The organism is Mesorhizobium sp. M4A.F.Ca.ET.090.04.2.1 (assembly GCF_003999085.1).
Lineage (GTDB): Bacteria > Pseudomonadota > Alphaproteobacteria > Rhizobiales > Rhizobiaceae > Mesorhizobium.
Genome location: NZ_RZOT01000028.1, coordinates 1 through 21,079, shown reverse-complemented (window position 1 = coordinate 21,079; position 21,079 = coordinate 1). Strand labels below are relative to the sequence as shown.

The window sequence follows — 21,079 nt, the reverse complement described above, 5'->3', positions numbered from 1 at the left end:
CGACCGCACCGACATCTTCATCCTGTTCCCGCACGGCAAGGTCTCGCCGGTGCAGCAGCGGCAGATGACGACCTCGAGCGCGGCCAATGTCCATGCACTGTCGATCGAAGGCAATTTCGACGATTGCCAGGGCCTGGTGAAGGACATGTTCAACGACCACGGTTTTCGCGACCGGGTCTCGCTGTCGGGCGTCAATTCGATCAACTGGGCCCGCATAATGGCCCAGATCGTCTATTATTTCTCCTCCGCGCTGTCGCTCGGCGCGCCGGACCGTCCGGTCTCCTTCACCGTGCCGACCGGCAATTTCGGCGACATCTTCGCCGGCTATGCCGCCAAGCGCATGGGGCTGCCGATCGAGCGGCTGGTCATCGCCACCAATGACAACGACATATTGGCGCGCACGCTGGCGAGCGGCGAATACCGCACCAAGGGCGTGTTCGCCACGACTTCGCCGTCAATGGACATCCAGGTGTCGTCGAATTTCGAGCGCCTGCTGTTCGAGGCGGCCGCCCGCAATGCGGAGACGGTGCGGCGCTACATGAACGGGCTGAAGCAGTCAGGCGCCTTCACGATCGAGGCGGGCGAAATCGCGAAGATACGTTCCGAATTCGATGCCGGCCGCGCCGGCGTCGACGAGGTCGCCGCCACCATCCGCTCGACGCTCGCGGCAAGCAACTATCTGCTCGATCCGCACACGGCGGCGGCCTTCCATGTTGCCTCAGGCAAGGTCGAGAGCGATGTGCCCATGGTGGTGCTGGGCACCGCGCATCCGGCCAAGTTCCCGGCCGCCGTCGAGGCTGCCAGCGGCATCACGCCTGCCCTGCCCGCATGGCTGGGCGGCTTGATGACAGCCGACGAAAAATACACGGTACTTCCATCCGACCTGAAAATGGTGGAAGATTACGTCGGACGCCACACGCGGGCGGCGCGTTAAGGAGTACTAGCCATATGGGTGTTGAGGTAAGCCGTCTGTCGAACGGCCTGACAGTCGCAACCGAAACCCTTCCAAGCCTCGAATCCGTTGCCCTTGGTGCCTGGGTCAAGTCAGGCGCCCGCAATGAGCGTGACGAAGAGCACGGAATGGCCCATCTGCTTGAGCATATGGCCTTCAAGGGCACGAAACGGCGCACCGCCTTCGAGATCGCCTCGGAAATCGAGAATGTCGGCGGCGAGATCAACGCCGCCACCAGCGTCGAGACCACATCCTATTACGCCAGGGTGCTCTCCGACGACGTGCCGCTGGCGGTCGATATCCTGGCGGACATCCTGCAGGAGTCCGAATTCGACCCTGAAGAGCTCGAGCGCGAGCAGCATGTGATCCTGCAAGAGATCGGCGCCGCGCACGACACGCCCGACGATATCGTCTTCGACCGCTTCACCGAGACCGCCTTCCGCCACCAGACGATCGGCCGCTCCATCCTCGGCACGCCGGAGACCGTCAAATCCTTCACCTCCAAGCAGTTGCACAATTTCATCCAACGCCAATACGCCGCCGAGCGAATGGTGATTGTGGCGGCGGGCGACATCAAGCACGACAATTTCGTGCGCGAGGTGGAAAGGCAGCTGGGCGGCTTCCGCGCCAAGGCGGAAAGCAACATTCCGCAATATGCGCAATATGTCGGCGGCGACTTCCGCGAGGACCGCGACCTGATGGACGCGCAGATCGTGCTCGGCTTCGAGGGCCGCGCCTATCATGTGCGTGACTTCTACGCCTCGCAGGTGCTGTCGATGATCCTCGGCGGCGGCATGTCGTCCAGGTTGTTCCAGGAGGTTCGCGAAAAACGCGGCCTGTGCTATTCGGTCTACGCGTTCCACTGGGGCTTTTCGGATACCGGCATATTCGGCGTCCATGCCGCGACCGGGCAGAGCGACATCGCCAAGCTGGTGCCGGTCATCATCGACGAATTGCAGAAGGCCGGCGAGAACATCATGCAGGAAGAGCTCGACCGCGCCCGTGCGCAATACCGCGCCGGCTTGATCATGTCGGCCGAAAGCCCGGCCAGCCGCGCCTCGCAGATCGCCAGGCAGCTGCTGCTGTTCGGCCGGCCGATCGCCAAGGAAGAGCTGATGGAACGGCTGGCGGCGCTCACCGTCGAGCGTCTGACCGATCTCTCGTCGCGGCTGTTTTCGACCAAGCCGACGCTCACTGCCGTCGGACCCGTGGGGACGCTGGCGCCCTATGAGGCGATCCTCGATTCGCTTGCGGGTCCGCAGACGACGGCCCGCAAGCTCGCCGTCTAGACCTGCTCAAGCGCCATGTTCGCGCTCCCTTTCTTTCGCCGCGACCTGCCGGCACTGAAGGGTGACAAGGTCACGCTGCGCGTGCCGCTGACCAATGACTACCGCGAATGGTCGGCGCTGCGCGGTGAAAGCCGCGCCTTCCTGGAGCCTTGGGAACCGCGCTGGACGCCGGACGAGCTGGACCGCACAGCATGGCGGCTGCGCATAAGCCGCTACCGCGAGGACTACGCACAAGGCACGGCGATCGCCTTCTTCATCTTCGAGAAGTCGAGCGGCAAGCTCGCCGGCGGCATCACGCTCGGCAACATCCGCCACGGCGTCGCGCAGAGCGGCCATATCGGCTACTGGATCGGCGAGCGCTATGGCGGCCGCGGCCTGATGACCGAAGCGGTCAAGCTGGTGTCGCGCTTCGCCTTCGATACCTTGAGGTTGCACCGGATCGAAGCGGCCTGTATTCCCGATAATGCCCGTTCGATCCGCGTGCTTGAAAAAGCCGGATTCCGGCGCGAAGGACTTCTGCGATCCTACCTCAGGATCAACGGTATCTGGCAGGATCATTACCTCTACGCCCGGATCGCGGACGATCCGCCGGGCGCTGGAACGAAGGGCTGATTGTTGACGATTTTTTCGCGATTCGCGTCGCTGCTCGCCCTTGTCCTGGCGATGGTCGTTGCGCTCTGCGCAGCCTCGCCGGCGTTCGCCGTTGAACCGATCAAGATCGCCCGCGACGACGTGGCGCTCGACCTCTCGCGTGCCTTCGATCTGTACCCGAATCAAGGCGAGAATTTCCAGGTCTCGACAGCCCCCGGCCCCGACGGTATCGTAAGGCGCATCGAGGTGGAAGCGAAGGATTCGCGCTCGAGTGGCGACTGGGCCGTGTTCGCGCTCGCCAACACCACCGACCAACAGCTCGACCGGCTGATCGTGGCGCCGCATTTCCGCCTGGTGAATTCCGGCATCTTCTGGCCCGATCTCGGCGCGACACGTATCGCCGCGATCACGCCCAGCGAAGGCTTCGCGCTCGACCGCCAGACCAGCCCCGATGCCGACGTGTTCCGGGTGACGCTGAACCCCGGCACTGTGGTCACCTTTGTCGCCGAGCTTGCCTCTCCGAAACTGCCGCAGGTCTATCTGTGGGATCCGGAATCCTACAAGGACTCGGTCAATTCCTATACGCTGTTCCGCGGCATCGTCATCGGCATTGCCGGCCTTTTGGCGTTGTTCCTGACCATCCTGTTCGTCGTCAAGGGGACCTCGATGTTCCCGGCCACGGCAGCGCTTGCCTGGGCGGTGCTTGCCTATATCTGCGTCGATTTCGGCTTCCTCAACAAGATCATCGAGATATCGCCCGGCAATGAACAGATGTGGCGCGCCGGAACCGAGGTGGCGCTGGCGGCGACCTTCGTTGTGTTCCTGTTCGCCTATCTCAACCTCAACCGCTGGCATGGCCATTTCAGCTACGGCGCGCTGGTCTGGATCCTCGGTCTGCTCTTGATCGCCGGCGTCGCCATCATCGATCCTGCGGTGGCGGCCGGCATTGCCCGCATCTCGTTTGCAGCCACGGCGCTGACCGGCCTCGGACTGATCATCTTCCTTGGCATTCGTGGTTACGATCGCGCGATCATGCTGGTGCCGAGTTGGGTCATGGTCTTGCTGTGGCTATGCGGGTCGTGGATGGCGATCACCGGAATGCTCGACAACGATATCGCCCAGCCGGCGCTGGGCGGCGGCCTGATCCTGATCATCCTTCTGATCGGCTTCACCGTCATGCAGCACGCCTTTGCCGGCGGTGGCGCCCATCAGGGCCTGTTCTCCGATCTCGAACGGCAGGCGCTCGCCGTCGCCGGATCGGGCGACATCGTGTGGGACTGGGACGTGCTGCGCGACCGGGTCGTCACCAAGCCGGATGTCAGCCTACAGCTTGGCCTTGCCCCCAACAGTCTTGGCGGCGCGGCCCGCAACTGGCTGCCGGTGCTGCATGCCGACGACCGCGACACCTTCCGCACCACGCTCGACGTGGTGCTGGAGCACCGTCGCGGCCGCGTGGCACAGAATTTCCGCCTGCGCGGCGCCGACGGGCACTATCACTGGTTCTCGCTGCGCGCCCGCCCGGTGATTGGCTCGGACGGCGAGGTGATCCGCTGCGTCGGCACCATGGTCGACGTCACTGAGCAAAAGAAATCCGAGGAAAGGCTGCTGCACGACGCCGTGCACGACAATTTGACCGGCCTGCCCAACCGCGAATTGTTCATGAACCGGCTGGAGGCGATCATCTCGATCGCCCGCACCGAGGACAAGGTGCGCCCGACCGTCTTCGTCATCGACATCGACCGCTTCAAACAGGTCAATGACGGCCTCGGCATCTCCGCCGGGGACACCATCCTGCTCACCATCGCACGCCGCCTGCATCGGCTCTTGAAGCCCAAGGATTCGCTGTCGCGCTTTGCCGGCGACCAGTTCGCGCTGATGCTCCTGTCGGAACAGGATCCGGCCCGTATCGCCGCTGTGGCGGACGCCATCAAGCACGCCATCAACAACCCGATCACATTCGCCAAGCGCGAGATCGTGCTTACCGCCTCGATCGGGCTGATCACCTGGACGACGGCGCAGACCTCGTCCGAGGACATGGTCAAGGACGCCGAGCTTGCCATGCACCAGGCCAAGCGCTTTGGCAGCGACAGGATCGAGCCGTTCCGGCCGGCCTTCCGCACCGTCGGCACCGACCGGCTGCAGTTCGAATCCGACCTGCGCCGCGCCATCGAGCGCCGTGAATTCACCCTTGCCTACCAGCCGATCGTGCGGCTGGAGGATGGCAGCGTCGCCGGCTTCGAGGCGCTGCTCAGGTGGGACCATCCGCGTCGCGGCATGATCCCGCCGGGCGATTTCATTCCGGTGGCCGAAAGCTGCGGGCTGATCGTGCAGCTCGGCCTGTTCGCCATGCAGCAGGCGGCAGAGGACCTGGCGACCTGGCAGAAGCAGATCGGCGACGCGCCGCTGTCGGTTTCGGTCAACCTCTCCAGCCGCCAGTTGATCCGCCGCGACCTGGTCAGCGACGTGCGCTCGGTCATCGCGCGCGCCAATCTGAAGCCGCGCTGCTTCCGCCTCGAACTCACCGAGTCGCTTGTGATGGACAATCCGGAGCAGACCGCGCATGTGCTGACAAAGCTGAAGCAGCTCGGGATCGGGCTGTCGCTCGACGATTTCGGCACCGGCTATTCGTCGCTGTCCTATCTGACGCGTTTCCCTTTCGACACGATCAAGATAGACAAGAGCTTCGTCGACGACGCGACGCCGAAGCGCGCGGTGCTGCTCAAATCCATGGTCAACATGGCGCATGAGCTTGGCCTGTCGGTCGTGGCGGAAGGCATCTCGGACGAGAGCGATGCGCTGGAGCTGCGCCAGATGGGCTGCGAATATGTGCAGAGTTTCATGTTCGGCGCGCCGATGCCCGGCGACCAGGTGCTGAAGACGCTGAAGGAACAGTACCCGCTTACGCAGGCGTGATCACGCGTGGCCGGCCGCCAGGCTGAGATGCGCGAGATCGATGCCGATCGAAGCGAGGATGCGGTCGTATTTGCGCTCGATATCGGTGTCGAACAAGAGCTCCGGCGTCGCCGGACAGGTCAGCCAGCCATTCTCGGCGATCTCGCTTTCCAGCTGCCCGGCGCCCCAGCCGGAATAGCCGAGCGCCATCAGCGCATGCCGGGGCCCTCTGCCGGACGAGATGGCGCGCAAGATGTCGACGGTGGCGGTCAGGCAGATGTCGTCGGAGACGCTGAGCGAGGATTCCACCCGGTAATCGCCGGAGTGCAGGACGAAGCCGCGGCTGCGGTCCACCGGCCCGCCGTTGCGCACGACGAAGTCGCGCGCATGCGCCGGCAAGCGGATCGCCTCCTGCTCGTTCATGATGCCGAGCTGCACCAGAAGGTCCGGAAACAGCATCTGCTGCGTCTGGTTGATGATCAGGCCCATCGCGCCCTCGTCGCTGTGGGCGCAGATGTAGATGACTGAGCGCGTGAAGCGGTCGTCCTTCATGCCGGGCATGGCAATCAGGAACTGATCGTCGAGAAAACCGCGTCCGGCGGTCGTCTTCTTGTGGCGCAACAAGTCCATGGAAGGGAGGGTAACCCGTTTCCGGGGCGCCGAAAAGATGCGCGACGCGCGATTTGAGGGTTGGCTGCCGCCGTAGAATTCGCCGCTCACTTGCGGGCGGCGTGCACGATCTCACGCAAATATGATACCGAAAGGCTCATGACATCATTGCGCAGCCACGAACTGACGATCAAATCACTGCCATGCGAAGCCTGAAGATCCTGCTGCTCTGCTCCGCCGTTGGACTGGGAATGAGCGTTCCCGCATCGGCCTCCTCGTCGATCTGGTACAACAGCGAAGGCGGCAAGGTGCGGCTTGTGACCAGCGGCAAGCCCGACGAGGCCGGGCGTGTCCAGGGCGTGCTCGAAATCGCACTGAAGCCTGGCTGGAAGACCTATTGGCGCGATCCAGGCGACGCCGGCGTGCCGCCGCAGATCGACATTTCGCCCAGCACCAACATTACGAGCGCCGCAATCTCGTTTCCGCCGCCGCAACGCCACGACGACGGCTACGGCAAATGGGCTGGCTACGATCATCCGGTTTCACTGCCGGTGACCTTCATGCTGTCGGCCGCCGACCAGCCGGCCGTCATTGTGGCCGATGTCTTCCTCGGCATCTGCGAGACGATCTGCATTCCCGTGCAGACGCGGCTGAGCCTCGACCCGGCTTCCGATGCGGACAATGTGAAGGACACTGCGCAGGTGCAAGGGGCATTCGCGGCGCTGCCGGCGCCATCAAGGCCCGATTTTGGCGTCAACGTGCTGCCCGGCGACCACGAGACGCTGGTCGTCGAGGCGAGCTTCCCCGGCGACCCGCAAGCGGCCGACTTCTTCGTCGCCGGCGAGCGGGACTATATGTTCGGCGCCCCGATGCGCAGCGAAAAGGACGGCAAACTGGTGTTCACGGTGCCGATCCTCGACCGGCCATCGACCACGCCGACCGACGGCGGGCTCCATTACACGCTGACCAGCGCCGAGGGCGCTGTCGAGGGTCTGCTGCCGTTTCCGTGACACTCCAATTGGTGCGCAGTTGGAGAGATCCTTTGCTCCAGGCGCGCCAGCGGTTGCGGACGGCATCCGAGTTCGCTATCGCAAGGGAAACATCCTGCCACACTTCCCACCCCATATCGAACGAGGTATTCAATGATCTCCGTTGGCGACAGACTGCCCGATGCGACCTTCAAGACGATGACCGCCGACGGTGCCAAGCCGATCACGACAGCTGACCTCTTCGCGGGCAAGAAGGTCGTGCTGTTCGGCGTTCCCGGCGCCTTCACGCCGACCTGCAGCAACAACCACCTGCCCGGCTATCTGGAAAACCATGACGCCATCCTGGCGCGCGGCGTCGACACGATCGCCGTGGTCTCCGTCAACGACGTGCATGTCATGGGTGCCTGGGCGCGCTTCAGCGGCGGTGAGGACAAGATCCTCTATCTGGCCGACGGCAGCGGCGATTTCGCCAAGTCGGTCGGTCTCGACAATGACCTTTCCGCAAACGGCATGGGGCTGCGCTCGAAGCGTTTTTCGATGATCGTCGAGGACGGCAAGGTCACCGCTCTCAACGTCGAGACCAAGCCCGGCGTCGACACGTCGGGTGCCGCGCACATCTTGGAACAGCTCTAGCACTGGACCGGGCCGACCCGGACCAGACATTGCCAAGGATCGCGCCCGGCCGCGCTTGATGTTTCTTGCCTTCGGGGGACCTGACCGATGTTCGATGTAATCTGGCGCAGTGTGGCGATCGGCATCGGCGCGACGTTGCTGATGGATATCTGGGCTGTTTTCCTCAACAAGGCCTTTGCCCAGCCGCGGCCGAACTGGGGGCCGGTCGGCCGATGGGTCTGGCACCTCAGGAGCAAGGTCTTCCACGACGATATCGGCGAAGCCGCGCCTTACGCGCATGAAGTGGCGCTGGGCTGGGCCTTCCACTATTTTGTCGGCATCGTCTACGGCATCATCCTGGTCGTGCTCGCGGGAACGGCGTGGCTCGCCCAGCCGACCTTCCTGCCGGCCTTCATCCTCGGCATCGTCACTGTCGGCGCCGGCTGGTTCCTGCTGGCGCCCGGTATGGGCGCCGGCTGGGCCGCCTCGAAGCGGCCAAATCCGATGCAGATCCGCGCCCTCAACCTCGTCTCTCACACGATGTTCGCGCTGGGGCTCTACGGCACCGCCCTCATGATCCGTTGAGGAGCACAGCTCTTATCCCCCGACTGATTACAATTCACCGACGGTGCGCCGCTTCATCGAGGCAACGGTGTCGATGATTTCCTGGCGCAGCGCTTCCTTCTGCGCCTCGAATTGCTCCCGCGTGATGCCTTGACCGCCGGTGGCGGTGACACCGAATTCCTCCAGCGCGAATTCGTAACGCGTTTTCCATCTGATCACATGCTCGGTCATCACCTGGGTGAGCGCCGGCACCGCGCCCGGATGCGCCGGCAGGCCGCACAATTGCGTGGTCCGCGCATCCACCGCCAGCATGATGACATTCCAGTCGTCGAAACCGATGAGATCCATCTGGGCATAGAGGAACGCGCCATGCTCGCCGTCCCAGATCGATTGATCGATGACCAGGAAGGGGGCGGCACGGCAATAGCCATGGCGTGCCGCCATATCGCGGTTGAAGGTCTCGGAGCGCTTCTGAAGCCGGTATTTGGCCGTGGCGAAGAGGGCGATGTAGTCGTCGGCCGTGCGCATTATGTTGCGCTGATCGTCCGGCGCGAAGCCGAGCTCGCGCAGCATGGAGCCGATTTTCGGATCGTCCCAGAGTTCCTTGGAGAATACGCGCGTCACGCCGTCGGCATCGGGCGTCGGACGCATCCTTTTCTTGAGCTCGGCAAAGCTGTGCTGCTGCTTGCCGAAAATCCTGCGCCCGAACATCGCCACCATGCCTTGTGCCAGGTCGATCGCGGCAGCATATGGCGCCGGGCGTAAAAGTGATTTTAACCAGAAGCCTAGACTTGCTCGCTTCCAGCCAAATCAACCATCCAGTCGCGGTGCCGGCCTGTCGATCGGCCGCCATGCGTGGACGACGCGTCGCATGCTGATTTCGTAGGCGAAATAGTTGCCACCACCCGCTGGCTGGTCCGCCTCGCGGCTGATTTCCCGCCCGGTCAGGGAAAGCAGCAGGAGCGTTCCCACGCCCCCGTGGCCCACGAAAGCAATATCGCCGGGGCCGTCGACGCCGAGCACCGCGTCGACTTCGCTCACGATACGGCGCTGGGCATCGATGGCCCTTTCCCATCCGCGAATGCTGCTGTGTGGATTGGCGAAGAATTGGTCGGCGACCGCCTCGAATTCCGGCGGCGGCAGGAAACCCGTTGCCGACCGATCGTTCTCGTGCATCCGTTCCCTCACCTCGACCGCGAGGTTCAGATGCCTTGCGAGGATCTCGGCGGTTTCGATCGCCTTGCGTTCAGCCGACGACACGACACGCCGGATCGACCCGATCCAGGGCTGGTCGAGCATTGTGGACGCTCTGGCTCGCCCGATGTCGGATAGCCCCCACTCCGGCACCGGAACGTTGGCATCGACCTGAACCTGGGGATGCGTGATGTAGTATGCGGTCGCCACGATAGAGGGTCTTCCTGCCGGGGAGCGGAGCCGCTTGCGGAATCAATAGCTCTGCGTCGAGCGCCGCGGCTTTGCCGCTGTCGGCTGCGTAGCTTGTGCCGCCGGCTGCGGTGCCACGGCAGGCCTGACGGGGCCTTTCTTGAACGGCGCCATGCCTTCGCGAGCGAGCTCGTCGGCGCGCTCGTTCTCGGCATGGCCGGCATGGCCCCTGACCCAGTTCCAGGTGACCTGGTGACGCCGGTTGGCTTCGTCCAGCGCCTGCCAGAGCTCGCCGTTTTTGACCGGCTTCTTGTCGGCGGTCCTCCAGCCGTTCTTCTTCCAGCCATGGATCCACTTGGAAATGCCGTCCATGACGTATTTGCTGTCGGTGTGAAGCTCGACCGCGCAAGGCTCCTTCAGCGCGTTCAGCGCCGAGATGGCAGCGAGCAATTCCATACGGTTGTTGGTGGTCTCGGCCTCGCCGCCCGACAGTTCCTTGGTCTTGCCATTGAATCGCAGGATGGCGCCCCAGCCGCCGGGGCCCGGATTGCCCGAGCAGGCGCCATCCGTGAAGATTTCAACATGCTTGGTCATAGCAATCCGTATTCGGAGGGAGATTTGATCGCCCGATGGAACCGCATCCGGCGGATATATTCGGTCGGGTCGCGCTTCATGACCAATCCGCCGTTGGGAATGGTCAGCCAGTCATAAAGCCGGGTCAGCATGAAGCGCAACGCCGAGCCGCGCGCCAGCATCGGCAGCGCCGCCTTCTCGTCGCCGCTCAAAGGCCGCACACTCTGGTAGCCGGCGAGCAGCGCCGTACCCTTGGTCAGGTTGAAGGAAAAGTCCTTCTCGAAGCACCAGGCGTTGAGGCAGGTGGCGACGTCATAGGCGTAGAGATCGTCGCAGGCGAAATAGAAATCGATCAGGCCGGACAGTTTCTCGCCGAGGAAGAAGACATTGTCGGGGAAAAGGTCGGCATGGATGATGCCTTCCGGCAGGTCCTTCGGCCAGTTGCGCTCGAAATCGGCGAAATCGGCATCGACCTCGGCTGCCAAGCCGGGCTCGACCTCGTCGGCCCGGTCGCGCGAGGCGTCCCACAATTTGCGCCAGCCGTCGATGGCGAGGGCATTCGGCCGCCGCAAGGCAAAATCCCGGCCGGCGAGATGAAGTTCGGCCAGCGCCTTGCCGACTTCGCCGCAATGCGCCGCCGTCGGCCGCCGCAGCGACAGGCCTTCGAGGAAGGTGATGATGACGGCGGGCCGGCCGGAGAGCTGGCCGATGACGGTGCCGTCGTGCGCGGTGACCGGCAGCGGGCAGGAAATGCCCTTTCGCGCCAGATGACCCATCAGGCCGAGGAAGAACGGCAGGTCAGCCTTGTCAACGCGCTTCTCATAGAGCGTCAGGATGTAGGAGCCGCTGGTGGCGTGCAGCAGGAAGTTGGAATTCTCGGTACCTTCGGCGATGCCCTTGTAGGACAAGAGTTCGCCGACCGGATAGGCCTTCAGGAACGCGCCAAGCTCGCCCTCGCTGACATCGGTATAGACGGCCATGGGCGCTTCACGCGGCTCCGTTGACGAAGGCCATGTCGGCCGCCGTCAGTTCGACATCGCGCAAAACCCGCATCACCGGAAAGTCCTCCGTTTCGGTCGCCGTCACCGCCAGCTCGATCGTCACGTCGAAGCGCTGCCGGAAGGCATCGATGATCTCATCGACAATGATCTCCGGCGCCGAGGCGCCCGCCGACAGGCCGAGCGTCGAGATATTGGCGATGTCGTTCCACGGAATCTCGGCGGCGCGCTGCACGAGAAGCGACATCGTGGCGCCGGCGCGTTCGGCGACTTCGACGAGACGCCGCGAATTGGAGGAGTTTGGGGCGCCGACGATCAGATAGAGATCGGCGCCGGCGGCGGTCTCCTTCACCGCTTCCTGGCGGTTGGTAGTGGCATAGCAGATCGATTCGGCGGCCGGCGCGTGCAACTCAGGAAAGCGCTCCGTGAGCGCGCGGATGATGCCAGCGGTGTCCTCGACCGACAGCGTGGTCTGGGTGACGAAGCCGAGTGCCGCCGGGTCGGCGGGCTCGAAAACGGCGGCGTCGGCCTCGGTCTCGATCAGAGTGACGGCGCCGTCCGCCAGCTGGCCCATGGTACCGATCACCTCGGGGTGGCCGGCATGGCCAATCAGGAGCACATGGCGGCCGAGGCGCTGGTGGCGCATCGCCTGCTTATGCACCTTGGACACCAGCGGACAGGTGGCATCGAGGTAGAACAGGTTGCGCGCCTGGGCATCCGCCGGCACCGATTTCGGCACGCCATGCGCCGAAAAGACGACCGGCGACTTCCGATGCTCGGGAGGGATCTCGGACAACTCCTCGATGAACACGGCGCCCAGGCTCTGCAGCCCCTCGACGACATAGCGGTTGTGCACGATCTCGTGGCGGACGTAGACAGGCGCGCCGTATTTTTTCAGTGCCAGCACGACGATCTGGATGGCACGGTCGACGCCGGCGCAGAAGCCGCGCGGCTGGCAGAGCCTGATCGTCAGCGGTGGCTTTGTCTGAAGCATGATTGCGGACCGGTTGATCGGAGCTCGGAACTTAAGGCGCGAAATGAGGTGCGCGCCCCTGCCCTGTCAAGGGCGACGACAGCAATCACCCTGCTTTCGCCGGGCGGCGGAGCCTGAAAAGCAGGACGCCGGCAAGGGCGGCGGCAAGGCCGTACCAGGTGACGGCATATTGCAGATGGCTGTTCGGCAGATCGATAACGGTGACGCCGCCGACCGGCAGGCCGCCGGGGTTCGGCGTCTTGTCGGCGTCGATGAAGAACGGCACCAGGCCGGCGCCGGCGGGCAGGCCGGCGCTCGACGCCATGGCGCCGCGGTCCTTCCAGTAGAAGATGTTCTTGGCGAGATCATTGTCGGGCAGCATCATCGAGGGCTTCGCCGCCAGCGGGTTGCGGGCGAGCCCGGTTACAGTCACCTTGCCGGCGACCTCGCCTTGCGGCCGCTTGGCCGCATCCTTCAGGTCGTAGGGAACGAAGCCGCGGTTGATGAGCACGAAACGACCATCGTCGAGCTGCAACGGCGTGAAGACGTCGAAGCCGGAAGCGCCCTCCCAGGTGGCGAAGAAATGCCGTTCGCCGTGGTGCAGGAAGGTGCCGGTCACCGTCACGGGCGTGTAGTCGACGTCAGCCGTCGCGGCGAACTGCTTTTCGAGCTCGGCCAGCGGGCGCGGCGCCGAATGCGTGCGCTGGTCGATGGTCTGGAGCAGGCCCTCCTTCCAGTGCAGGCGCTGGACCTGCCAGGTGCCGAGCCCGACCAGGATGACGAACAGAGCCAGCGCAAGGATCAGCAGCAATGCCCGCCTGGGCCGGGACCTGCCTGCCGTCAGAGCGGATGCCTCGCTCATTCGCCGTGGTCCAGCCTGCCTTCGGCGGCCTTGTTGCGGTATTGCAGCGTCAAGAGCACGCCCTTGATCAGCCTGAGCGCCGTCAAGCACAGCACCAGCGCCAGCGGTATCCATAGCAGCAGGTGGACCCAGAGCGGCGGCCCGAGCGTCACCTCCATCCACAACGCCAGGCCAACGATGATGAAGCCGATGATCAGGATGACGAACACGGCGGGGCCGTCGCCGGCATCGGCAAAGGAGTAGTCGAGGCCGCAATTGACGCAGCGCTTGCCGACGCTGAGGAAGCCGGAAAACAGCTTGCCCTCGCCGCAGCGCGGGCAGCGGCCGTGCAGGCCAGCCGAGATCGGTTCGATGGGTGGCCAGATCGCCTTGTCGTCACTCATTGCTTGATCTCGATAGGTGTGCCAGCAGCCACCATCGTCCAGATTTCATCCATGTCAGAGTCCGTAACCGCAATGCAGCCATCGGTCCAGTCGACCAATTGAAGCAGCCACCCCAGCCAGCCAAAACCATTTGGCTGGCCGTGGATCATGATCATCCCGCCGGCGTCCACGCCGCGAGCCTGTGCCGCCGCGAGATCGTCGGCGTTCGGATACGAGATGTGGATCGATTTGTAGGCCGCGCTGTTTGCGTTACGCCAGTCGAGAACGTAGCGCCCCTCCGGTGTTCGCTCGTCGCCCTCCTGGTGTTTGTGGCCAAACGGCTCACTGCCTAGCGCGATGCTGAAACTGCGAAGGATCTTGCCGCCTTCGCCGATCAGCTCAAGTCGCCGCTCCGCCTTTTCAACCCGGACCAGATAGACCTGCTGGCCTGCAAGCGCAGGGAAAGACCAGACCATGCATGCGCAGACTGCACAAGGAATTCTCGCCAACATCGGCTACCGATGGCCGGCCATTGCGCCGAAAAGAAGAAGGCGGCCACGTCGCCGCAGCCGCCTCGTCACATTTCCTCGGACTGCAATCAGTGGGCTTCGATCATCGCGCCGTTCGAGGCCCAGACATAGACCGCGCTGAACAGGAACAGCCAGACCACGTCGACGAAGTGCCAGTACCAAGCTGCCGCCTCGAAGCCGAAATGTTGTTTCGGGGTGAAATCGCCCTTGATGGCGCGTATCAGGCAGACCAGCAGGAAGATGGTGCCGATGATGACATGGAAGCCATGGAAGCCGGTGGCCATGAAGAACGTGGCGCCGTAGATGGAATCCTTGAAGCCGAACGGCGCGTGCATGTACTCGTAGGCCTGCACCATGGTGAACAGCATGCCGAGCCCGACGGTCAGCACCAGGCCGTTGATCAGCCCCTTGCGGTCGCCATGGATGAGCGAATGGTGCGCCCAGGTCACCGTTGTGCCGGACAGCAGCAGAATGATGGTGTTGTAGAGCGGCAGGTGGAACGGGTCGAGGACCTCCATGCCCTTCGGCGGCCAGACGCCGCCGGTGAAGGCGGTGCGGGCATATTGCTGCGTCTCGCCCGGAAACAGGCTGGCATCGAAGAAAGCCCAGAACCAGGCGACGAAGAACATCACCTCGGAGGCGATGAACATGATCATGCCGTAGCGCAGATGCAGCGACACGACGCGGGTGTGATGGCCCTCATGCGCTTCCTTGATGGTGTCCGACCACCAGGCGAACATGGTGTAGATCACGATCAGGAGGCCGATGAAGAATAGCCAGGGATTGGCGATGTTATGGCCGAAGATCGGGAAGCTGCCGGCCTTCAGGTACTGCATCAGGCAGACGCCGCCGATGGCGGTCACCAGCGCGCCGACGGAGCCAAGGAACGGCCACGGGCTGGGGTCGACGAGATGGTAGTCGTGCTGTGGTTTTGCGTGTGCGTCTGCCATATCAACCCCCGAGGCTTGCTTCGGTATTCGGAACTTTGTTGGTGCTTTGGGCCGGCGCCGACGATGCGACGGGCTTGTTCTTGTCGACCGGGAACATGGTGTAGGACAGGGTGATGGTCTTCAAGTCCTTCAGTTCCGGCACGTCGACGATATCGGGATCTACATAGAACACGACCGGCATGTCCAGCGATTCACCGGGCTTCAGCGTCGTGTCGGTGAAGCAGAAGCACTCCACCTTGTTGAAGTAGGGACCGGCCAGTTCCGGCTGCACGTTGAAAGTGGCGCGGCCGGTAAAGGGACGGTCGAACTTGTTGGTGGCGCTGTAATGTGCCTCCACCGTCTCGCCGATCTTGATGGTGACCGAGCGGGCGACCGGCTGGAACTCCCACGGAACGCCAGCGGTGTTGGCATCGAAGCGGACGGTGATGTCGCGGTCGAGCACGCGGTCGGCATATTGCTGAGTGGCGCGCTTGACAGTGCCGCCATAGCCGGTGGCCTGGCAGAACATGGTGTAGAGCGGCACTGCGGCATAGGCCATGCCGATCATGCCGGCAAAGAAGGCGATGCAGACGCCGGCGACGACGCGGTTGGTGTTCTTCTTGGTGGGGTCGGTGATTGTTTCGCGCGCCATCGTCACATCGTCCCCGAGAGGTTGTGGCCGAACTTCACAATGGTGGCGATATAGAAGATGACGACGAGCACCGCCAGCGCAACGCCGATGGCGACCGAGCGGCTGCGCCGTGCCTTCTGCTGGCGTTCGGTCAGCGTGACGAGCTCAAGGTTCTTGTCGGCCACGATCAAATCCCCCCCATGGCGAGCGCGCGCCCGACCACGCAGTCGGCGAGGTAGGCGGCGAAGATGGCGAAGAGGTAGAGCAACGAATAGGCGAACAAAGCCTTGGCCGGCTTCATGGCGCGATCGTCGGCGGCCATGCCAAGCACCTTCCAGGCATGCCAGACGAAGCCGGCGCCAAGCACGGCGGCGACGGCCCCATAGGCGACCGTGGTGAAACCGAGCGCCCAGGGCAGCACTCCGACGGGCGCCAGGATGAGCGAATAGGCGAAGATCTGGCGCCTGGTGGATGCCTGTCCGGCGACATTCGGCATCATCGGGATGCCGGCGCGCTGATAGTCCTCGGACTTGAAGAGCGCGAGCGCCCAGAAATGCGGCGGTGTCCACAGGAAGATGATCAGGAACAGGATCAGGCTTTCCAGGCTGATATTGCCGGTCACTGCCGCCCAGCCGATGACGGGCGGGATGGCCCCGGCGGCGCCGCCGATGACGATGTTCTGAGGCGTCCAGCGCTTCAGCCACATGGTGTAGATGACGGCGTAGAAGACAATCGTGAAGGCCAGAAGCGCGGCCGACAGCCAGTTGACCAGCACGCCCAGCGTCATCACCGACAGCACCGACAGCACCAGGCCGAAACTCAGCGCTTCGCCAGGCGTGACGCGGCCGGCCGGAACCGGACGGTCTTTGGTCCTGGTCATCACCCGATCGATGTCGGCGTCGTACCACATGTTGAGCGCGCCGGAAGCGCCAGCGCCGATAGCGATCGACAGGATGGCGATCACCGCCAGCAGCGGATTGATGGTGACGGGCGCCGCGACCAGGCCGACAAAGGCGGTGAACACCACCAACGACATGACGCGCGGCTTCAGGAGAGCGAAGAAATCGCCCGCCGTCGCTTCCGACATGCGAAAGCCCGCTTCGTCAATCAATCTCTCGTCGACAAGGGCCATGCGTACTTAAAGTCCATCATTCCGTTGGCCAAAACCGCCGGACGAGCCGGCGGTCTCGTATTCGCGCGGAACCGCCGCCTACTTGATCTTCGGCAACTGTTCCCACTGGTGGAACGGCGGCGGCGACGGCAGCTGCCATTCGAGCGTGGTCGCACCCTCGCCCCACGGATTGGCGCCGGCCACCCGCTTCTTCTGGAACGCCTCGAACACGCCATAAAGGAAGATCACGACGCCGACGGCCGAAATGTAGGAACCGTAGGACGACACCATGTTCCAGCCGGCGAAGGCATCCGGATAGTCGATGTAGCGGCGCGGCATGCCCGACAGGCCGAGGAAATGCTGCGGGAAGAAGATCAGGTTGACGCCGACGAAGGTGACCCAGAAGTGGGTGTTGGCGATGACGGGCGAGTACATGTAGCCGGTCATCTTCGGGAACCAGTAATACCAGCCGGCGAAGATGGCGAAGACGGCGCCGAGCGACAGCACGTAGTGGAAGTGCGCGACGACATAGTAGGTGTCGTGCAGCGGGCGATCGAGACCGGCATTGGCGAGCTGGACGCCGGTGACGCCGCCCAGCGTGAACAGAAAGATGAAGCCGATCGCCCACAGCATCGGGGTCTTCAGCGAGATCGACCCGCCCCACATTGTGGCGACCCAGGAGAAGATCTTCACGCCCGTCGGCACCGCGATGACCATGGTGGCGAAGACGAAGTAGCGCTGCGTGTCGAGCGACAGGCCGGTCGTGTACATGTGGTGCGCCCAGACGATGAAGCCGACGGCGCCGATCGCGACCATGGCATAGGCCATGCCGAGGTAGCCGAACACCGGCTTCTTCGAGAAGGTCGAGACGATGTGGCTGACGATGCCGAAGCCCGGCAGGATCAGGATGTAGACTTCCGGGTGACCGAAGAACCAGAACAGGTGCTGGAACAGGATGGGGTCACCGCCGCCATCCGGCGTGAAGAAGGTGGTGCCGAAATTGCGGTCGGTGAGCAGCATGGTGATGCCGCCGGCCAGGACCGGCAGCGACAAAAGCAGCAGGAAGGCGGTGATCAGCACCGACCAGGCAAACAGCGGCATCTTGTGCAGGGTCATGCCCGGCGCGCGCATGTTGAAGATGGTGGTGATGAAGTTGATGGCGCCGAGGATCGAGGAGGCGCCGGCGATGTGCAGCGACAGGATCGCCAGATCCATGGCGGGCCCGGGCTGGCCGGATGTCGACAGCGGCGGATAGATCGTCCAGCCGCCGCCGACGCCAAAGGCGCCCGGCGCGCTCGGCACGAACATCGAGGTGAGCAGTAGGATCAGGGCCGGCGGCAGCAGCCAGAAGGAGATGTTGTTCATGCGCGGGAAGGCCATGTCCGGCGCGCCGATCATGATCGGCACCATCCAGTTGGCGAAGCCGCCGATCAGCGCCGGCATGACCATGAAGAAGATCATAATCAGCGCGTGTGCGGTGGTGAAGGCATTGTACATGCTCTTGCCGCCGTCGAGCGCCGCGTCGCCGTTCATGCCGTAGACCATCTGCGCCAGACCGGTGAAGATCTGGATGCCCGGCTCCTGCAGCTCCATGCGCATGACGACCGACAGCGCGCCGCCGATGATGCCGGCGCAGATCGCGAAGATCAGATAGAGCGTGCCGATGTCCTTGTGATTGGTCGAATAGACCCAGCGGACCCAGCCATGATAGGGCTTGTGGTCGTGATCGTCGTGAGCTGCAGCCTCTGCCATGTTCCGCTCCATTCCCTGATCTTTCCTGGCCGCGGCATCAGTTGCCGGCAGCCGCTACCTTGTCTTGAGCATCAACCTCGGCCATCAGCGCCTTGTTGGCGCCGGGCAGGTCGGTCTTGGCTGCGGCCAGCCAGGTGTTGTACTGCGCGTCGGAGACGACGCGGATGGCGATCGGCATGAAGGCGTGGTCCTTGCCGCACAGCTCCGAGCACTGGCCGTAGTAGAGGCCTTCCTTCTCGGCCTTGAACCAGATCTCGTTGATGCGGCCGGGCACGGCGTCGGTCTTGACGCCGAAGGACGGCATGGCGAAGGCATGGATCACGTCGGTCGCCGTCACCAGGACGCGGGTCATGGTGTTGACCGGCACGACCAGTTCGTTATCGACGGCGAGCAAGCGCGGATAGAGCTTGCGGTCTTCCTTGCCGGCGGCGGCGCGGTCGGCGTCCTGGAGGATAGCGGAGTTGAAGGAGAGCGTCTTGTCGAGCTGGTATTCGTAGTCCCAGTTCCACTGGTTGGCGGTCGCCTTGAGCGTCAGCTTGGCTTCCTCCGGCGGCGTGTACTGCGCGGTGAGCAGCTGGAACGAGGGGATGGCCAGGCAGAGCAGGATGACAACCGGCCCGACCGTCCAGATCACCTCGATCAGCGTGTTGTGGCTGGTGCGCGACGGCACCGGATTGACGCTGGCGCGGAACTTCAGGATGCAATAGGCGAGCAGGAACAGCACGAACAGCGTGATCGGCACGATGAACCACAGCGTGTAGTGCTCGAACCAGGTCACCTGCCGCATGATGTCTGTGACGGCGGGCTGGAAGGTCATCTCCCAGGGCTGCGGCTGGGCCGCATGGGCGGATGCGCCGGCAAAGACAGCGACGGCGGCAGCGGCGCTTGCTAGGAATTTTCTCATCGCCCTCATCATCTCCCATTTTCTCGCGGCCGTATGCGCAAGAATATCGAATAGCGCCGGGACGGGAATCCCGGACAGTCCCAAGGCTGGTTCAAACCATACTCTAATTGCCTCCGCAAGAAAGGAGCGGAGGAAACCGTGCGGCATTTTTGCGCGCAAGTGCGACCACGCCTTCGGGACGGCAAAGCGGCCTCTGCCGATCACCGGCGCGTGATCGGCAGTGAACGCTCCGGACCCGCATGCCGCGTGGTCGCAATTCGGGCGAATTTGGCTTGGAAAAGCGCTGAATTGCCCATGTCCGGGCGGGCTGGCGGCGGTCTCGTCCTTTACTTGGCTGTCGCTCGGCTTCAAAGTGCCGTGATTCGCAATGGAGCCGTCATGAGACTCTGGCTTTCGAGAACCTTGGCGAAGGTCATCTTTCTCGCCGCCTTGCTTGGCGCCTGCCTGTCCGGCACGGGCGCATCGTACGCCGCACAAGCCAATGCCGCGCAGCAGCCGAGCGGCACTGTGCGCTCGACGCATGGCGCTTGGTCGATCATCTGCGACACGCCGGCCGGCGCGACGTCGGAGCAATGCGTGATGATGCAGAACGTCGTCGCCGAGGACCGGCCGGAGATGGGGCTGTCGGTGGTCGTTTTGCGCACCGCCGACAACAAGGCGGAGATCCTGCGTGTGCTGGCCCCGCTCGGCGTTCTCCTGCCCAACGGGCTTGGCCTCAATGTCGATGGCAAGGACATCGGGCGGGCCTATTTCGTACGCTGCTTCCAGGACGGCTGCTATGCCGAGGTGATCCTCGAAAAGCCGCTCCTCGACACGCTGAAGACCGGCACCTCGGCCACCTTCATCGTCTTCCAGACGCCGGAAGAAGGCATCGGCATTCCTGTCGACCTCAAGGGTTTCGCCGACGGTTTTGCCGCGCTCCCCTGATCCTAGCCGGGCAGGCTGCGACGACGGCGGTGGCCTGACACCGGTGTGATCGGGGCTGTTGCCGATTGTCTCGGCGCGCCTTCGCCCCTACATGGGGGAACGACCAATCCTCCCGCGGACGGACCTGCCATGAACAGCCTGATCGGCCAATTCGACATTTCCGGCGATCGCCTGAAGAAGATCGTCGCCGAGACCATCAACGGCGCCGACGATGGCGAACTGTTCCTCGAATACAGCGAAAGCGAGGCGCTGATGTTCGACAATGGCCGGCTGAAGACCGCGAACTTCAACACCGACCAGGGTTTCGGATTGCGCGCTGTCGCCGGCGAGGCCAGCGGCTATGCGCATTCGAGCGATCTTTCGGAAGCCTCGCTGCTGCGCGCCGCGGACGCCGTCTCGGCGGTCAAGGGCGGCTATTCCGGGACGCTCGCCGCGGCACCCGCCCGCACCAACCGCCATCTCTATGGCGAGGAAAACCCGATCCCCTCGCCTTCCTTCGAAGCCAAGGCGAAGCTTCTGCAGGAGATCGATGCCTGGCTGCGCGCCGAGGATCCGCGCGTGCGACAGGTGACGGCTTCGCTGGCGGCGTCCTGGCAGCATGTCGAGATCGTGCGCGCCGACGGCCAGATGGTGCGCGACATCCGCC

24 protein-coding genes are annotated in these 21,079 nt (G+C 63.8%); 9 read left to right on the top strand and 15 right to left on the bottom strand.

Annotated features, from left to right (window positions below):
- The 4 genes from thrC to EN781_RS03965 form a co-directional block, all read left to right on the top strand.
- A partial coding sequence (gene thrC, locus EN781_RS03980; protein ID WP_127399801.1) for a threonine synthase occupies positions 1–934 on the top strand: 934 nt, incomplete at its 5' end.
- A 14-nt stretch (positions 935–948) separates the two neighbouring features.
- On the top strand, positions 949–2,241 hold the full coding sequence (locus tag EN781_RS03975; RefSeq protein WP_126055905.1) for a pitrilysin family protein: 1,293 nt from the start codon (positions 949–951) through the stop codon (positions 2,239–2,241).
- Between the two features lie 15 nt (positions 2,242–2,256).
- On the top strand, positions 2,257–2,853 hold the full coding sequence (locus tag EN781_RS03970) for a GNAT family protein (RefSeq protein WP_126055906.1): 597 nt from the start codon (positions 2,257–2,259) through the stop codon (positions 2,851–2,853).
- Between the two features lie 51 nt (positions 2,854–2,904).
- On the top strand, positions 2,905–5,745 hold the full coding sequence (locus tag EN781_RS03965) for an EAL domain-containing protein (protein ID WP_127399802.1): 2,841 nt from the start codon (positions 2,905–2,907) through the stop codon (positions 5,743–5,745).
- Here EN781_RS03965 and EN781_RS03960 read toward each other — a convergent pair whose 3' ends face one another.
- On the bottom strand, positions 5,746–6,354 hold the full coding sequence (locus EN781_RS03960) for a YqgE/AlgH family protein (RefSeq protein ID WP_126055907.1): 609 nt from the start codon (positions 6,352–6,354) through the stop codon (positions 5,746–5,748). It lies immediately after the preceding gene.
- Between the two features lie 182 nt (positions 6,355–6,536).
- On the opposite strand from EN781_RS03960, the gene EN781_RS03955 reads away from it, so the two are divergent.
- The 3 genes from EN781_RS03955 (at position 6,537) to EN781_RS03945 (ending at position 8,519) form a co-directional block, all read left to right on the top strand.
- A complete protein-coding gene (locus EN781_RS03955) occupies positions 6,537–7,343 on the top strand; it encodes a protein-disulfide reductase DsbD domain-containing protein (RefSeq protein WP_126055908.1) in 807 nt (268 codons plus the stop codon).
- A gap of 132 nt (positions 7,344–7,475) precedes the next feature.
- Positions 7,476–7,955 carry a peroxiredoxin gene (locus tag EN781_RS03950; RefSeq protein WP_126055909.1) on the top strand — a complete coding sequence of 160 codons (480 nt, stop codon included), beginning with the start codon at positions 7,476–7,478 and terminating at the stop codon, positions 7,953–7,955.
- An 87-nt stretch (positions 7,956–8,042) separates the two neighbouring features.
- Positions 8,043–8,519 carry a DUF2938 domain-containing protein gene (locus tag EN781_RS03945; RefSeq protein ID WP_126055910.1) on the top strand — a complete coding sequence of 159 codons (477 nt, stop codon included), beginning with the start codon at positions 8,043–8,045 and terminating at the stop codon, positions 8,517–8,519.
- Between the two features lie 27 nt (positions 8,520–8,546).
- On the opposite strand, the gene EN781_RS03940 is transcribed toward EN781_RS03945, so the two are convergent.
- The 14 genes from EN781_RS03940 to coxB all read right to left on the bottom strand — a co-directional run bounded on the left by EN781_RS03940 (position 8,547) and on the right by coxB (position 19,506).
- Positions 8,547–9,209 carry a hypothetical protein gene (locus tag EN781_RS03940; RefSeq protein WP_127399800.1) on the bottom strand — a complete coding sequence of 221 codons (663 nt, stop codon included), beginning with the start codon at positions 9,207–9,209 and terminating at the stop codon, positions 8,547–8,549.
- 99 nt (positions 9,210–9,308) lie between these two features.
- Entirely contained in the window at positions 9,309–9,902 is a 594-nt protein-coding gene (locus tag EN781_RS03935) for a histidine phosphatase family protein (RefSeq protein ID WP_126055912.1), read from the bottom strand.
- 42 nt (positions 9,903–9,944) lie between these two features.
- Complete coding sequence (rnhA, locus tag EN781_RS03930; protein ID WP_126055913.1) at positions 9,945–10,475, bottom strand: ribonuclease HI; 531 nt, start codon at positions 10,473–10,475, stop codon at positions 9,945–9,947.
- The gene (locus tag EN781_RS03925) at positions 10,472–11,434 is read right to left on the bottom strand and encodes a homoserine kinase (protein ID WP_126055914.1); all 963 of its coding nucleotides are present in this window, start codon (positions 11,432–11,434) and stop codon (positions 10,472–10,474) included. Before EN781_RS03925 ends, rnhA begins: the two co-directional genes overlap by 4 nt.
- Positions 11,435–11,441: 7 nt before the next feature.
- On the bottom strand, positions 11,442–12,446 hold the full coding sequence (gene ispH, locus EN781_RS03920; RefSeq protein ID WP_126055915.1) for a 4-hydroxy-3-methylbut-2-enyl diphosphate reductase: 1,005 nt from the start codon (positions 12,444–12,446) through the stop codon (positions 11,442–11,444).
- A gap of 85 nt (positions 12,447–12,531) precedes the next feature.
- Positions 12,532–13,287: an SURF1 family protein gene (locus EN781_RS03915; RefSeq protein WP_189347301.1), complete on the bottom strand. Its 756-nt coding sequence runs from the start codon at positions 13,285–13,287 to the stop codon at positions 12,532–12,534.
- Entirely contained in the window at positions 13,284–13,670 is a 387-nt protein-coding gene (locus tag EN781_RS03910) for a DUF983 domain-containing protein (protein ID WP_126055916.1), read from the bottom strand. Before EN781_RS03910 ends, EN781_RS03915 begins: the two co-directional genes overlap by 4 nt.
- Positions 13,667–14,125, bottom strand: coding sequence for a L,D-transpeptidase family protein (locus EN781_RS03905; RefSeq protein WP_348627258.1), 459 nt, complete (start codon positions 14,123–14,125; stop codon positions 13,667–13,669). Before EN781_RS03905 ends, EN781_RS03910 begins: the two co-directional genes overlap by 4 nt.
- 122 nt (positions 14,126–14,247) lie before the next feature.
- Positions 14,248–15,129 carry a cytochrome c oxidase subunit 3 gene (locus EN781_RS03900; protein ID WP_126055918.1) on the bottom strand — a complete coding sequence of 294 codons (882 nt, stop codon included), beginning with the start codon at positions 15,127–15,129 and terminating at the stop codon, positions 14,248–14,250.
- Between the two features lies 1 nt (position 15,130).
- Entirely contained in the window at positions 15,131–15,760 is a 630-nt protein-coding gene (locus EN781_RS03895) for a cytochrome c oxidase assembly protein (RefSeq protein ID WP_126055919.1), read from the bottom strand.
- Positions 15,761–15,762: 2 nt separating this feature from the next.
- Entirely contained in the window at positions 15,763–15,924 is a 162-nt protein-coding gene (locus tag EN781_RS03890) for a hypothetical protein (protein WP_126055920.1), read from the bottom strand.
- A gap of 2 nt (positions 15,925–15,926) precedes the next feature.
- Positions 15,927–16,871 carry a heme o synthase gene (locus EN781_RS03885; protein WP_126055921.1) on the bottom strand — a complete coding sequence of 315 codons (945 nt, stop codon included), beginning with the start codon at positions 16,869–16,871 and terminating at the stop codon, positions 15,927–15,929.
- A 78-nt stretch (positions 16,872–16,949) separates the two neighbouring features.
- The gene (gene ctaD / locus EN781_RS03880; protein WP_126055922.1) at positions 16,950–18,602 is read right to left on the bottom strand and encodes a cytochrome c oxidase subunit I; all 1,653 of its coding nucleotides are present in this window, start codon (positions 18,600–18,602) and stop codon (positions 16,950–16,952) included.
- A gap of 37 nt (positions 18,603–18,639) precedes the next feature.
- On the bottom strand, positions 18,640–19,506 hold the full coding sequence (coxB, locus tag EN781_RS03875; RefSeq protein ID WP_245455551.1) for a cytochrome c oxidase subunit II: 867 nt from the start codon (positions 19,504–19,506) through the stop codon (positions 18,640–18,642).
- A 378-nt stretch (positions 19,507–19,884) separates the two neighbouring features.
- Between coxB and EN781_RS03870 the strand changes: the two genes are divergently transcribed.
- Together EN781_RS03870 and EN781_RS03865 are read left to right on the top strand one after the other, a co-directional pair.
- Positions 19,885–20,433, top strand: coding sequence for an invasion associated locus B family protein (locus EN781_RS03870; RefSeq protein ID WP_126055924.1), 549 nt, complete (start codon positions 19,885–19,887; stop codon positions 20,431–20,433).
- A 129-nt stretch (positions 20,434–20,562) separates the two neighbouring features.
- A partial coding sequence (locus tag EN781_RS03865) for a DNA gyrase modulator (RefSeq protein ID WP_281034357.1) occupies positions 20,563–21,079 on the top strand: 517 nt, incomplete at its 3' end.

Excerpts from the sequence above, each read along its gene's own strand:
- EN781_RS03950 (WP_126055909.1), top strand. The coding sequence starts at position 7,476 with ATGATCTCCGTTGGCGACAGACTGCCCGATGCGACCTTCAAGACGATG.
- EN781_RS03910 (WP_126055916.1), bottom strand. The coding sequence starts at position 13,670 with ATGAGTGACGACAAGGCGATCTGGCCACCCATCGAACCGATCTCGGCT.
- EN781_RS03915 (WP_189347301.1), bottom strand. The coding sequence starts at position 13,287 with ATGAGCGAGGCATCCGCTCTGACGGCAGGCAGGTCCCGGCCCAGGCGG.
- EN781_RS03975 (WP_126055905.1), top strand. The coding sequence starts at position 949 with ATGGGTGTTGAGGTAAGCCGTCTGTCGAACGGCCTGACAGTCGCAACC.
- EN781_RS03965 (WP_127399802.1), top strand. The coding sequence starts at position 2,905 with ATGGTCGTTGCGCTCTGCGCAGCCTCGCCGGCGTTCGCCGTTGAACCG.
- rnhA (WP_126055913.1), bottom strand. The coding sequence starts at position 10,475 with ATGACCAAGCATGTTGAAATCTTCACGGATGGCGCCTGCTCGGGCAAT.
- EN781_RS03900 (WP_126055918.1), bottom strand. The coding sequence starts at position 15,129 with ATGGCAGACGCACACGCAAAACCACAGCACGACTACCATCTCGTCGAC.
- coxB (WP_245455551.1), bottom strand. The coding sequence starts at position 19,506 with ATGAGAAAATTCCTAGCAAGCGCCGCTGCCGCCGTCGCTGTCTTTGCC.
- EN781_RS03945 (WP_126055910.1), top strand. The coding sequence starts at position 8,043 with ATGTTCGATGTAATCTGGCGCAGTGTGGCGATCGGCATCGGCGCGACG.
- ispH (WP_126055915.1), bottom strand. The coding sequence starts at position 12,446 with ATGCTTCAGACAAAGCCACCGCTGACGATCAGGCTCTGCCAGCCGCGC.
- EN781_RS03955 (WP_126055908.1), top strand. The coding sequence starts at position 6,537 with ATGCGAAGCCTGAAGATCCTGCTGCTCTGCTCCGCCGTTGGACTGGGA.
- EN781_RS03940 (WP_127399800.1), bottom strand. The coding sequence starts at position 9,209 with ATGTTCGGGCGCAGGATTTTCGGCAAGCAGCAGCACAGCTTTGCCGAG.
- EN781_RS03905 (WP_348627258.1), bottom strand. The coding sequence starts at position 14,125 with ATGGTCTGGTCTTTCCCTGCGCTTGCAGGCCAGCAGGTCTATCTGGTC.
- EN781_RS03870 (WP_126055924.1), top strand. The coding sequence starts at position 19,885 with ATGAGACTCTGGCTTTCGAGAACCTTGGCGAAGGTCATCTTTCTCGCC.
- ctaD (WP_126055922.1), bottom strand. The coding sequence starts at position 18,602 with ATGGCAGAGGCTGCAGCTCACGACGATCACGACCACAAGCCCTATCAT.
- EN781_RS03925 (WP_126055914.1), bottom strand. The coding sequence starts at position 11,434 with ATGGCCGTCTATACCGATGTCAGCGAGGGCGAGCTTGGCGCGTTCCTG.
- EN781_RS03885 (WP_126055921.1), bottom strand. The coding sequence starts at position 16,871 with ATGGCCCTTGTCGACGAGAGATTGATTGACGAAGCGGGCTTTCGCATG.
- EN781_RS03970 (WP_126055906.1), top strand. The coding sequence starts at position 2,257 with ATGTTCGCGCTCCCTTTCTTTCGCCGCGACCTGCCGGCACTGAAGGGT.
- EN781_RS03960 (WP_126055907.1), bottom strand. The coding sequence starts at position 6,354 with ATGGACTTGTTGCGCCACAAGAAGACGACCGCCGGACGCGGTTTTCTC.
- EN781_RS03895 (WP_126055919.1), bottom strand. The coding sequence starts at position 15,760 with ATGGCGCGCGAAACAATCACCGACCCCACCAAGAAGAACACCAACCGC.